Below are 11,646 nucleotides of genomic sequence, written 5' to 3'. Positions count from 1 at the left end.
TGATCCAGGGCGACCGGCACTATGACTACGACGCCTTCGGCAACCTCATCCGCGAACGGCGCGGCAAAGGCCAGCAACTCGTCACCGAATATCACTACGACTGCCAGCATCGGTTAATCAGCATCACAAAGCCGAACGGCGAAACCGCCAGCTATCGCTATGACCCATTTGGACGCCGCATCAGCAAGACCGTAGACGGCAAGACCACCGAGTTTTTCTGGCAAGGCGAAAAGCTGATAGCCGAACACCGTGCAGAGCGCCATCGCAGCTACCTCTACGAACCCGACAGCTTCCGCCCCTTGGCTCTGTTGGAAGGTTTCGGCCCAAAAGAAACCAAGCCCTACCACTACCAACTCGACCACCTCGGCACCCCGCAAGAACTGACCCGCCCCGAGGGCGAAATCGTCTGGTCCGCCCACTACCGCGCCTACGGCCAGATCGCCCGGCTCGACGTGGGCAAAGTCGACAATCCACTACGGTTTCAAGGGCAGTATTTCGATGCGGAAAGCGGCCTGCACTACAACCGCCATCGCTACTACAATCCGGATATTGGTCGCTACCTGACGCCGGACCCGGTGAGGTTGGCGGGTGGGATCAACGGGTACCAATATGTGCCCAACCCTACGGGGTGGGTTGATCCTCTAGGGTTGAGCGCAAATTGTCCTGGCTCAGGAAAGAAAAAACCGATCTGCTCTTTGCCTGCAGAACCGGATATACCTGATGTCTCTCGTAAAGGGGCGTTCAGGCAAGCAAAAAGGGATGCCAATGTACCTATGACTCAAAACCCCGATGTGATGACACACCCGAGCTCAGGAAGAACGACACAGTACAAAATAGAAAAAATGACTGATTTGAATGATGACAATATATTGGATGAAAGCGGTAGAACCATAAATTCAAGGGTTTATCAATTCACGAGAGCAGACGGCTCGAAGGTTCTTATTCAGGACCATTCTGCCGGGCATAAATTCGGCAGACCAGACGGCATAGGTGACCAAAAAGCGCATTTCAATTTGCGACCAATAGACAAGCCTCGAAACGGAACCGTAGACGGCGGCAAGGACCATTACAACTTTAGGAGAAGTCGATGAAATACTGGAACGAACTTGATCATAATATTTTTTTTGAAAAAATTTTTAGCACGCCTGTAGAAATCGGCCAAATTGCTCTTTTTTCTTTGCAAATAGAAAATGATCGACCTTCTGTGGGATTAGGATTCGACATACCCGAATTTCCAGATACTTTGCCAAAAAAATGGGAAGGGAAAGGCTATAACACCTGCAGAATGGGCATCGATTGTCATGGCATTCGCGAATTAAAAATACACAACATCCCCATTAAAGAGGTGTTTCTTGTTGATATCACTAAGCAAAATGATCTTTTTCATTTCCAAGCAAAGAATGAAAATTCTCTAATTGAATTCAAGGCTAAATTCATTTCACTTTGCGATCCGAATGTATACATAAATGGTCCAGACGATTATTTTTTCTAGATAGAGCAAAAATCGCATAATTACTATGAGCCCCATAGCCAGCCCCAATTCGCCACCTCGCCCACCTCCACCTAAACTCTGTCCAAGTTGTTTCAACGGACAGAGGACTCACCACCATGGGCAAACGTCACCCCAATCTCCCCGCCTGGCAATGGCGTCAGTACCCACAGAACCATCAGCACCCAACCAACCTGGCGTTGCACCTGATTGCCGTGCCGCTGTTTATCGTCGGTTTCCTGCTGATCGTGTCGGGCGTGTTCAGCCTCAGTCTGGCCAGCTTCGCCGTCGGTGTCATAGGCATTGTCGCGGGCCTGGCGTTGCAGCGTCACGGCCATAGCCTGGAAGCCCAGGCCAGTGAGCCGTTCAGTGATCGCAAAGATGCGGTGCAGCGCCTGGTGGTCGAGCAGTTCGTGACCTTCCCGCGCTTTGTGCTCAGCGGTGGCTGGTGGCGCGCCTGGCGGCAGCGGCACCACCACTGACCGGCGGTTCAGGCGAACACCACCACGGTCTGGCGGCTGAGGGCGATCAACTCGCCGGTCGGGCTCCACAACGCAGCGGCAGCGTGGCCATAGCCGTCGCGGGCGTGTTCGATGTTGACGTGGTACTGGCACCAGTCGAGCGTAGTCAGGTCTTGCAGCGGCTGGATGAACTCGATGGTCCAGGTCAGGGTGCTGCCCGGCGCGGGCTTTTTCAGGTGTGGCAGCAACGCCGGTGGCCAGGCGTCGACCAGGGCGAGGATATGCGCCTCGGTCAGTGGCTCCTCTTTCACATCCCCCCGCAACCGTACCCAGCCGCCCATGTCGCGGGATTTATTGCCGGTAAACGGCAGGCCACCGACACTCCAGCGCATTGCCAAATGACGCATGAATTCGGGGGTAACACCCTTGATATAGGGCAGTTCCTGGCACTCATCCCAATGTTTGAATACCGGTGGCGGCTCACTTGCCACGTCAATTTCGGAGGGGCGAGAGGCGCCAAAACTGGCCTGGACCAGGGTCGCCACTTCACCGTTCTGCACCACGCGCCCGAGCAACTGGCTGACCGCCTTGCCTTCGCGCAGCACTTCGACTTGATAGCTGGCAGTTACATCCGGCGCTACCGGGCCGACAAAGGTGATGGCCAGCGAGCGCAGCGGTCGGTCCGCCGGCACCTGGGCGCGCAGCGCCTCGTACTGCAAGGCAGCGACCAGCCCGCCAAAGGTGGCCCGGCCCTGGGCCCATTCGGCAGGGATGGTGACATCCAGCGGATTGCTACGGGCAGCGTCGAGCAAATCACTAAAGCGCATGGCGACCTCACATCAAGAAAATCCTGGAGGAATCTTAACCATCGAATTGCACAGGCACAGCGCCCATTCCAGCCAAAAACCGGACCGGTTTAAAAACACTCGGCGCTGAGCGTGTCCAGCACGCGATCGGCCTTGCCTTGCGCCTTGAGCATGGTGCGCTGCCACACTGCTACGCAGGGTTGCAGGTCTGGCTCGTGCCCGGCCTGGGCCAGCCACTGCCAACAGTCGTGCCAGTCACCCAGCGCGCTCTGGGCTTTCTTCAAGTGCGACAGGGCGTCGGTGGGTAATTTGTCCAGCTCGGGATACGCCTCGGCGGCATAGCGCACACGCTTGATCAGCAACCGTAGCCGGTGGCGGTCATGATCGGGGTCCTTCACGGCGCCATCGAGTGCCTGCCATTGCTTGGCCAGGCGTTTCTGGATGCGCGGGCGCAAGCCCTTGAGCAGTTTCTGATGCTGGGACGCGCGGATAAACCGTGGGAACGCATCCAGAATCAGCAGCAAGTGCGCCAACTCCGGGCTTTGCGCCACCTGGCGATAAGCCTCGGGCTGCAGACGCAGGCGTCGATCAGCCGCGTCGTGATGACCGTGCTGATGCAAATACGCCGCCAGCACCTCTCGGTCGCGTAGCGGCGTAGTCAGTTGGCCAACCGTGCTGGCGGCCAATTCAAGCTGTTCGACACCGGGCAGCCCGCGCAAAGGGCGCAACAGGCTGCGCAGGCGGCGTACCGTGGTGCGCAAATCATGCAAGGCTTCATCGTCAGTGACGGCGGCGAGGCGAGCCTGGCAGCTCAGTAACCCTACTTCCAGGCCAATGACCTGAGCGACTAACTGATTGACCAACGCTGACATCCTGCCCTCACTTTCCGATGAAAAATCCTATCCGCCGCAGGGTCATCGCCCGGCGCGAGACTCACGAATGTAGAACCGCGCCTTTTCGGCCTTGTTGGAGCAACCCTCGAACGCTTCAAACTGCTGCTGAGTCTTGGCGCCAGTCAACAGCGACAAAGCCTTGGAGTAGCTGACAGTGCCAGCAAAACCTTCGGCCTTGGCCAGGTCCAGCTCTTTCCAGGCGGCGTCCAATTGCGAGCCACAGCTGTCGCGATACGCGGTTTTCCCGGCACAGCCAGCCAAGGCCAACACGATCACAGGCACACAGATCCAGGCTTTCATTGATGACACCTCAAATATACAAATTCAGTCGTAGCCTGTAGACGTTGCCTACAGGGAAAAGTGCCTTGTCCTTAGCCTGAAATCAGTAGTACCTATTGCCAGAGCATACCCGAGGCTGATCGCCAGCCTGGAAAAATATTGCGCGCTGTCAGCAAGGATTGAAGCAGGCCCCTTGATGGGTGCATTGTGGGCCCCTGTTTTGCGAAGGATCTGGCCATGAAGAAACGTGTTGCCTTAGTGCTGGGCTCCGGTGGGGCCAGGGGCTACGCCCATATCGGGGTGATCGAAGAAATCGAACGACGCGGCTATGACATCGCCTGTATCGCCGGCTGTTCCATGGGCGCCGTGGTGGGTGGAATCTACGCCGCCGGCAAGCTCGACGAGTACCGCAACTGGATCGAAAGCCTGGACTACCTCGACGTATTGCGCCTGGTAGATGTGAGCTTTCGCCTGGGAGCGATTCGCGGTGAGAAGGTGTTCGGGCAAATCCGCAAGATTGTCGGCGATATCAATATCGAGGAGCTGCGCATCCCCTACACCGCCGTCGCCACCGACCTCACCAACCAACAGGAGATCTGGTTTCAGGAAGGCTGCCTGCACCAGGCGATGCGCGCCTCGGCGGCCATCCCCAGCCTGTTCACACCGGTGATGCAGGGCAACCGCATGCTGGTGGACGGCGGCCTGCTCAACCCGCTGCCCATCGTTCCGGTGGTGTCGAGCCATTGCGACTTGATCATTGCGGTCAACCTCAATGCCACCAACCAGAAACACTACCAATTGCCGGTGATCCAGCGCCCGCCGGCGTTCAAGAGCCGCTTCAACAGCCTGGCCAAGTCACTGGGCTCCCACCTGCCATTTCGCCGCAAGCAGGCCGAGCAGTTGATGAAGCTGGAACAAGAAGCCTTGCAGGCCCAGGCCGCCGAAATCAACCCGTGGCTGGAGTCTGCCGAACCCGAAGCCCAGCAACCTGCCGCGGCGCCCGAGAAAGCCGGTGCACCGAAGTCGGCCACCGGCTCGTTCATCATCGACAACGTCGGGCCAGCCTCGTTGCTGGACCTGATCAACCAGAGTTTCGAGGTGATGCAAACCTCATTGGCACAGTACAAGATCGCTGGGTATCCGCCCGATGTGCTGATCAACGTGCCAAAGCGGGTGTGCCGCTTTTTCGAGTTCTATAAAGCGCCGGAATTGATCGCTTTGGGGCGGGAGATTGCCAGTGATACGTTGGATCGGTATGAGAGTGAGCAGAGTTGAGCGTGTAAGTGTTGCGGATGGCCTCATCGCGGGCAAGCCCGGCTCCCACAGGGAAATGCATTTCAGCTGCGGGAGCTGGCTTGCCTGCGATGGCGCCAGCACAGGCACCAAACGCTCAGGCACTTAGCAACCGATACCCCACCCCCGCCTCAGTCACGATAAACCGTGGCTGGGTCGGGTCATCCGCCAGCTTCTGGCGCAAGTGCCCCACCACGATCCGCAGGTAGTGGCTGTCCTCGGTATGGGTTGGCCCCCAGATGTCCTTGAGCAGCTGCTGTTGGGTAATCACCCGCCCCGGGTGGCGTGCCAACTGCGCCAGCACTGCGTATTCCTTGCGGGTCAGCGCCACTTCAGCACCGTCCAGCAAAACGCGGCGATAGGCCAGGTCGACCGTCAGCGGGCCAAAACTCAAGGCGGCTTCCTGGGCCTCTCCGGCCGGTGCCTGGCGCAACAGCGCACGCACACGGGCAAGAAACTCCTGGATGCCGAACGGTTTGGTCACGTAGTCATTGGCGCCACCGTCGAGGGCCTCGACCTTCTGACCTTCGCTGGCCCGCACCGACAGCACCAGCACCGGCACGCTCGACCACTCGCGAAACTCGCGCAGCACCTGTTGGCCGTCCATGTCGGGCAGGCCCAGGTCGAGTACCAGCAGATCCGGTTTGCTCAAGGCCGCTTGGGCCAGGCCTTCGTTGCCGGTGCCGGCTTCGATTACCTTATAGCCTTGGGAAGCCAGGCTGATGCGCAGGAATTTGCGGATCTGCGGTTCGTCATCAATGACAAGAATCGTCGCGGTCTGGCTCATGGTGTCTCATTAAAACCCATTAAAAAATCACCCTCTCTGTAGGAGCGAGCTTGCTCGCGAAAAACCTCTAGGCAACGCGTGCATTCAGGAAGCCATCATTATCGTTAACGACCTTCGCGAGCAAGCTCGCTCCTACAAGGTTTACTCCAAGGCAGGTTGTGTGGGCAGCGGTAAAAACAAGGTGATGCAGGTGCCCCGCCCGTCAATGCCATCGGCCACGCTGATATGCCCACCGTGCGCACCGACCATGCCCTGGCAGATCGCCAAGCCGAGGCCGGTGCCCTGCCCGCCTCGATCACCGCGGGCAGCGGTGTAGAACATGTCGAAGATCTTCGCACGCTCCTCCTCGGGAATCCCTGGCCCTTCATCCGCTACGGCAAAAAACAACTGCTCATCCTGCACGCCCGCGCGCAACTGCAAGCGGCCCTGGGGCGGCGAAAACCGTGCGGCGTTTTCCAACACATTGACCAGGGCCTGCTCAATCAGCGCCGCATGCACATACAACAAGGGCAGTTCCGGCGGCACATCGGTGCTCATCTGCAACGGCGCCAGCACGGCGCGCAATCGCCCAAGGGCACTGCCGACAATATCGCCGGGCGACACCCAATCGCGTGCCAGTTTCAGCGCACCGTGGCCCAGGCGTGTCATGTCCAGCAGATTCTGGATATAACGGTCGAGGCGCTCGGCCTCATCGCGAGTGCCTTCGAGCAATTCGCGGCGATCCTCCAGCGGGATGGCTTCACCCAGGGCCAGCAGGCTGTCAATGCTGCCGCGCATGGACGTCAATGGCGTGCGCAAGTCGTGGGACACCGACGCGAGCAAAGCGCTGCGCAGTTGTTCGGTTTCGCCGTGCAGGCGCGCCGATTCCAGCTCCTGCCCCAGTTGTGCCCGCGCCAGCGCCTGGGCCAGCGGTTGGCTCAACGCGGTGAGTAAGCGACGACGTTGCCCGCTCAATTCCAGGCCAGGCTTGGCACTGACACCCAGCAACCCCAAGGGCCCCTCTTCACCCGACAGCGGCCACCACCACCAACGCCCAAACGGCAAGGTGCCGGTGCCCATGCCGGCCGGCTGATCATGCTGCCAGGCCCAGTCGGCGGCGGCGCGTTCTGCTTCGGTAAGGGTCAACGAGCCACCGGTCTCGACCTTCCAGCCTCCCTGTCCATCGCGATTGACCAGGCACAGGTCGAGTTCGTTCCAACCTTGCAGATGGTGGGCGGCGGCGCTGATGACGGCTTGGCGGTCGGTGGCAGCGGTGAGCTTGCGCGACAGGTCGAGCAGTTCGCTGGTTTCTTCCTGGGTATCGCGCAACGCCTGCAACTGGCGGCGCTGGCGTGCGGCGAGGTTGCCGGTCAACGCTGCCATCAACAGGAAGAACAACAGGGTCAACACGTCTTCTTCGCGCTGGATGGCGAAGGAAAAATTCGGCGGAATAAACAGAAAATCGTAAGTCAAAAACGACAGTGCCGCACACACCAGGGACGGCCCCAGGCTGCTGCGCACCGCCACCAACAGCACGGCGGCAAGAAACACCAGCGAGATGTTCGGCAGCGCCAACGCGCTGGACACGGCCCAGGCCACTGCGGCAGCGGCGAGGGTCGCCACCACCGCCAAGGCGTAATCGAACCACACCAACCCGCGCATCTCCGGCAGGCGTGGCGGTGCAGGCATGTCATCGCTGTCGAGGACGTTGATTTCCAAGCCGCGGGCATTGCGCAACAGGCGTGCCGCCAAGCCGCCACCGAACAGGCGCCGCCGCCAGCGCATCCGTGACTGCCCCACCAGCACTAAACTGGCACGGCGTTCGGCGGCGTGCTGGATGAGGGTCTTGGCCACTTCCCCGGCGCGCAGCAACACCACTTCCCCGCCCAGCCGCTCTGCCAGTTGCTGGGCGTTTTGCAGGCGCAGGCGCGATTGCTCATCCCGCGCACGGCCGTTGTCGATGTGCACCAGGCTCCAGGGCAAATGCCGACGCTGGGCCACGCGGCAGGCATGGCGCACCAGTCGTTCGGCTTGCGCATCGCCATCCACACCGACCAACAGGCGCCCACGCACTGCCGGCGCGGCCTGACCGAGTTGGCGGTAGCCCTGGGCCAGGTCATCGTCGACGTGGGCGGCGGCAGTTTGCATGGCCAGCTCGCGCAGGGCCATGAGGTTGGTCTGGGTGAAAAACGCATCGATGGCCGCACGCGCCTGCTCCGGCACATACACCTTGCCGTCACGCAGACGCTCAAGCAGCTCGCGGGATGGCAAGTCGATCAGCAGCAGTTCGTCGGCCTCTTGCAGCACCCAGTCCGGCAAGGTTTCGCGCACTTGCACGCCAGTGATGCCACGCACCTGGTCATTGAGGCTTTCCAGGTGCTGGACGTTGACCGTGGTGAATACGTTGATGCCGGCCGCGAGCAGTTCCTGGATGTCTTGCCAGCGTTTTTCATGACGGCTGCCAGGGGCGTTGCTGTGGGCCAGTTCATCGACCAGCACCAGTTTTGGCTTGGCGGCGAGCAGGCCGTCGAGGTCCATTTCTTCGAGCATCACGCCACGGTATTCGCTGCGCAACAACGGTTGTTGCGGCAGGCCGCTGAGCAAGGCTTCGGTCTCGGCGCGGCCATGGGTTTCGACCACCCCAGCGATCAGGCGCACGCCTTGGCGCAGTTGGGTATGGGCCGCCTGGAGCATGGCGTAGGTCTTGCCGACACCGGGCGCGGCGCCGAGGAAAACTTTGAGCCGGCCACGGCCGTCCCGGGGCAGATCGGCTAACAGGGCATCGGCGCGGCCGGCGTCGCTCATGCTCGGGGGTTCCTTCAGGTATTGATAGAGAGTCTTCAAGGCCGCCATCGCGGGCAAGCCCGGCTCCCACAGTGGAATGCATTCCAAATGTGGGAGCCGGGCTTGCCCGCGATGGCGATCGCCTGGCTTACAACGCTTCCAAAGCCATGTTCAAGGCCAGTACGTTTACTACAGGCGGGCCTACCAGAGGGCTTTCGATGTGCTCATCCAGCAACCGCTGCAAGGTCGACACCGGCATATTTCGCGCCGCCGCCACTCGCGCCAGTTGATAGGCAATCGCCTGCGGTGGCAAGTGTGGATCAAGGCCGCTGCCGGAGGTTGTCAGCGAGGCCAATGGCACCGGGCCCTGGCCCGGTACTGACTGCTTGCTGGCCTCTTCGACTATGCGAGTGGCCAAGGCCGGATTGCTCGGGCCCAGGTTACTGGCACTGCTGGACACTGTGGCAAAAGCACCGGCTGACGGGCGTGGGTGAAACCAGCGGTCACCAGTAAAGTCCTGGGCGATCAGGATGGAGCCACGCACCTTGCCGCTGGCGTCGCGCACCAGGCTGCCATTGGCTTGATCGGGGAAGGCCACTTGGGCCACGCCAGTGACTACCAGCGGGTAGGCCACGCCGGTGATCAGGGTCATGAGTACCAGCAAGCTCAGGGCTGGGCGGATGATGTTGGACATTTCAGACTCCTCAATTCAGTGGTGCGGTGGGACGCGGAGCGTCCGGGGTGGCATTCCCACGCGGAGCGTGGGAACGATCAGCGGAGCGTGGGAACGATCAGCGGCCAGGTCAAACCAGGTGCAGCGCGGTCAGTAACATGTCGATGGCCTTGATCCCCACGAACGGCACCAACAGTCCGCCCAGCCCGTAGATCAGCAGATTGCGCCGCAACAACGCCGCCGCACTCGCGGCCTGCACGCGCACGCCGCGCAGGGCCAAAGGGATCAGCACCACGATAATCAGCGCGTTGAACACGATGGCCGATAGGATCGCGCTCTGCGGGCTCTGCAAGTGCATGATGTTGAGCACGCCCAGTTGCGGGTAGATCGAGGCGAACAGCGCCGGCAGGATCGCGAAGTACTTGGCCACGTCGTTGGCGATGGAAAAGGTCGTCAGCGCGCCGCGAGTCACCAGCAACTCCTTGCCGATCTGCACCACGTCCAGCAGCTTGGTCGGGTCGCTGTCGAGGTCGACCATGTTGGCGGCTTCGCGCGCAGCCTGGGTGCCGTCGTTCATCGCCATGCCGACGTCAGCCTGGGCCAGCGCCGGGGCGTCGTTGGCGCCGTCGCCGCACATCGCAACCAGGCGACCATCGTTCTGCTCATGGCGAATACGCGCGAGTTTCTTCTCTGGCGTGGCTTCGGCCAGCACATCGTCCACACCCGCTTCAGCGGCAATCGCGGCGGCGGTCAGCGGGTTGTCGCCAGTGACCATCACGGTGCGAATCCCCAACTTGCGCAACTCGGCAAAACGCTCACGAATACCTGGCTTGACCACGTCTTTGAGATGGATCGCCCCCAGTAACTTGCCATCGGCGCACACCAGCAAGGGCGTGCCGCCGCTTTGGGCGATCTTGTCGATTTCCCGCGACAACGCAGGCAGCAGGTCGCTACGTTGCTGGCCGATAAACGCCAGCAGCGAGTCCACCGCGCCTTTACGGAACACACGGCCCTGATAGTCGACACCGGACAAACGGGTCTCGGCGCTGAAGGGCACGGCGGTCAACGCATCCAGGCTCGGCTCGGCCTGGGGGTGCAAGGCGCGCAGGTATTCAACGATGGACTTGCCTTCCGCCGTGTCATCGGCCAGGGACGCCAGCAACGCGCCTTCGGCCAATTCGCGGCCACTGACACCAGGTGCAGCGACCACGGCCGAGCAACGACGGTTGCCGAAGGTGATGGTGCCGGTCTTGTCCAGCAGTAACACATGCACGTCCCCCGCCGCTTCCACGGCGCGGCCGGACTTGGCAATCACGTTGAGGCGTACCAGGCGGTCCATGCCGGCAATCCCGATGGCCGACAACAGGCCGCCAATGGTGGTGGGAATCAGCGTCACCAGCAGTGCGACCAGGAACACCAGCGGCAAGCTGCCATTGGCAAAGTGGGCGAACGGCTGCAGGGTCACGACCACCAGCAGAAAGATCAGGGTCAGGCCGATCAGCAGGATATCCAGCGCGACTTCGTTGGGGGTTTTCTGGCGTTTGGCGCCTTCCACCAGCGCGATCATGCGGTCCAGGGTGGACTCGCCCGGGTTGGCGGTGATGCGGATGAGCAGCCAGTCCGACACCAGCCGCGTGTTGCCGGTGACGGCCGAACGGTCGCCGCCAGACTCGCGGATCACCGGGGCGGATTCGCCGGTGATCGCTGCTTCGTTGACTGCCGCAATACCTTCGACGACCTCGCCGTCACCGGGGATCATTTCCCCGGCGGCAACACGAACTACATCGCCTTTGCGCAGGCTGGTGGCCGGCACCACCTTGAAGCTGCCATCGGCTTCCTGGCGTCGGGCGCTCAAGCCTTCGCTGCCAGCCTTGAGGCTGTCGGCGCGGGCCTTTCCGCGGCCTTCGGCCAGGGCTTCGGCGAAGTTGGCGAACAGCACGGTGAACCACAGCCACACGGCGATTTGCACCGCTACAAAAGTGGGCACGGTGGTGTCGGGCACAAAGCACAACACGGTGGTGAGGATGGCGGTCAGCTCCACCACCAGCATCACTGGCGAGCGTTGCAGTTGGCGTGGGTCCAGCTTGACGAACGCCTGGACCAGCGCCGGGCGCCACAGGGCCGAGATGGCGGTTTTGGCAGGCTCCAGGGGTTTGACCGGGGCCGCGTTTTTTGCAGGCATATTCATTTTCATATCCCTTA

General features: G+C 61.1%; 11 protein-coding genes. 4 read left to right on the top strand and 7 right to left on the bottom strand.

Annotated elements, in window-relative coordinates; genetic code table 11:
- The 3 genes from OC445_RS05685 to OC445_RS05675 form a co-directional block, all read left to right on the top strand.
- Window positions 1-1,091 (top strand): RHS repeat-associated core domain-containing protein (locus tag OC445_RS05685; protein WP_262020010.1); only part of this gene is annotated, 1,091 nt, incomplete at its 5' end.
- The gene (locus OC445_RS05680) at window positions 1,088-1,492 is read left to right on the top strand and encodes an Imm50 family immunity protein (RefSeq protein ID WP_034126716.1); all 405 of its coding nucleotides are present in this window, start codon (window positions 1,088-1,090) and stop codon (window positions 1,490-1,492) included. The genes OC445_RS05685 and OC445_RS05680, both read left to right, overlap by 4 nt.
- Before the next feature lie 116 nt (window positions 1,493-1,608).
- Window positions 1,609-1,971: an Mpo1-like protein gene (locus OC445_RS05675; protein ID WP_003189844.1), complete on the top strand. Its 363-nt coding sequence runs from the start codon at window positions 1,609-1,611 to the stop codon at window positions 1,969-1,971.
- 8 nt (window positions 1,972-1,979) lie between these two features.
- Here the strand turns inward: OC445_RS05675 and OC445_RS05670 are convergent, their stop codons facing one another.
- The 3 genes from OC445_RS05670 to OC445_RS05660 all read right to left on the bottom strand — a co-directional run bounded on the left by OC445_RS05670 (window position 1,980) and on the right by OC445_RS05660 (window position 3,949).
- The gene (locus OC445_RS05670) at window positions 1,980-2,777 is read right to left on the bottom strand and encodes an acyl-CoA thioesterase (RefSeq protein WP_034126715.1); all 798 of its coding nucleotides are present in this window, start codon (window positions 2,775-2,777) and stop codon (window positions 1,980-1,982) included.
- An 89-nt stretch (window positions 2,778-2,866) separates the two neighbouring features.
- Window positions 2,867-3,628, bottom strand: coding sequence for a CHAD domain-containing protein (locus tag OC445_RS05665; protein ID WP_198790759.1), 762 nt, complete (start codon window positions 3,626-3,628; stop codon window positions 2,867-2,869).
- 42 nt (window positions 3,629-3,670) lie between these two features.
- Window positions 3,671-3,949 (bottom strand): hypothetical protein, encoded by a 279-nt coding sequence (locus OC445_RS05660; protein ID WP_003189839.1) that lies wholly within the window; start codon window positions 3,947-3,949, stop codon window positions 3,671-3,673.
- A gap of 216 nt (window positions 3,950-4,165) precedes the next feature.
- On the opposite strand from OC445_RS05660, the gene OC445_RS05655 reads away from it, so the two are divergent.
- Complete coding sequence (locus OC445_RS05655) at window positions 4,166-5,203, top strand: patatin-like phospholipase family protein (RefSeq protein ID WP_003189836.1); 1,038 nt, start codon at window positions 4,166-4,168, stop codon at window positions 5,201-5,203.
- A 115-nt stretch (window positions 5,204-5,318) separates the two neighbouring features.
- On the opposite strand, the gene OC445_RS05650 is transcribed toward OC445_RS05655, so the two are convergent.
- The 4 genes from OC445_RS05650 to kdpB form a co-directional block, all read right to left on the bottom strand.
- On the bottom strand, window positions 5,319-6,008 hold the full coding sequence (locus tag OC445_RS05650) for a response regulator (RefSeq protein WP_034126713.1): 690 nt from the start codon (window positions 6,006-6,008) through the stop codon (window positions 5,319-5,321).
- Between the two features lie 141 nt (window positions 6,009-6,149).
- Window positions 6,150-8,792, bottom strand: coding sequence for a sensor histidine kinase (locus tag OC445_RS05645; protein ID WP_198790760.1), 2,643 nt, complete (start codon window positions 8,790-8,792; stop codon window positions 6,150-6,152).
- A 127-nt stretch (window positions 8,793-8,919) separates the two neighbouring features.
- Window positions 8,920-9,465, bottom strand: coding sequence for a potassium-transporting ATPase subunit KdpC (gene kdpC / locus OC445_RS05640; RefSeq protein ID WP_054898470.1), 546 nt, complete (start codon window positions 9,463-9,465; stop codon window positions 8,920-8,922).
- Between the two features lie 109 nt (window positions 9,466-9,574).
- Window positions 9,575-11,632 carry a potassium-transporting ATPase subunit KdpB gene (gene kdpB / locus OC445_RS05635; protein ID WP_169918940.1) on the bottom strand — a complete coding sequence of 686 codons (2,058 nt, stop codon included), beginning with the start codon at window positions 11,630-11,632 and terminating at the stop codon, window positions 9,575-9,577.
- Between the last annotated feature and the right edge of the window lie 14 nt (window positions 11,633-11,646).

This window comes from Pseudomonas sp. Pse35, from assembly GCF_024519715.1.
Lineage (GTDB): Bacteria > Pseudomonadota > Gammaproteobacteria > Pseudomonadales > Pseudomonadaceae > Aquipseudomonas > Aquipseudomonas paracarnis.
Note: the sequence above shows the minus strand (reverse complement) of the source record. Positions and strands in the feature narration are given on the sequence as shown.

Bases quoted from the DNA above. Each gene is read 5' to 3' on its own strand.
- OC445_RS05650 (WP_034126713.1), bottom strand. From the start codon at position 6,008: ATGAGCCAGACCGCGACGATTCTTGTCATTGATGACGAACCGCAGATC.
- OC445_RS05675 (WP_003189844.1), top strand. From the start codon at position 1,609: ATGGGCAAACGTCACCCCAATCTCCCCGCCTGGCAATGGCGTCAGTAC.
- OC445_RS05645 (WP_198790760.1), bottom strand. From the start codon at position 8,792: ATGAGCGACGCCGGCCGCGCCGATGCCCTGTTAGCCGATCTGCCCCGG.
- OC445_RS05680 (WP_034126716.1), top strand. From the start codon at position 1,088: ATGAAATACTGGAACGAACTTGATCATAATATTTTTTTTGAAAAAATT.
- kdpC (WP_054898470.1), bottom strand. From the start codon at position 9,465: ATGTCCAACATCATCCGCCCAGCCCTGAGCTTGCTGGTACTCATGACC.
- OC445_RS05670 (WP_034126715.1), bottom strand. From the start codon at position 2,777: ATGCGCTTTAGTGATTTGCTCGACGCTGCCCGTAGCAATCCGCTGGAT.
- kdpB (WP_169918940.1), bottom strand. From the start codon at position 11,632: ATGAATATGCCTGCAAAAAACGCGGCCCCGGTCAAACCCCTGGAGCCT.
- OC445_RS05665 (WP_198790759.1), bottom strand. From the start codon at position 3,628: ATGTCAGCGTTGGTCAATCAGTTAGTCGCTCAGGTCATTGGCCTGGAA.
- OC445_RS05655 (WP_003189836.1), top strand. From the start codon at position 4,166: ATGAAGAAACGTGTTGCCTTAGTGCTGGGCTCCGGTGGGGCCAGGGGC.
- OC445_RS05660 (WP_003189839.1), bottom strand. From the start codon at position 3,949: ATGAAAGCCTGGATCTGTGTGCCTGTGATCGTGTTGGCCTTGGCTGGC.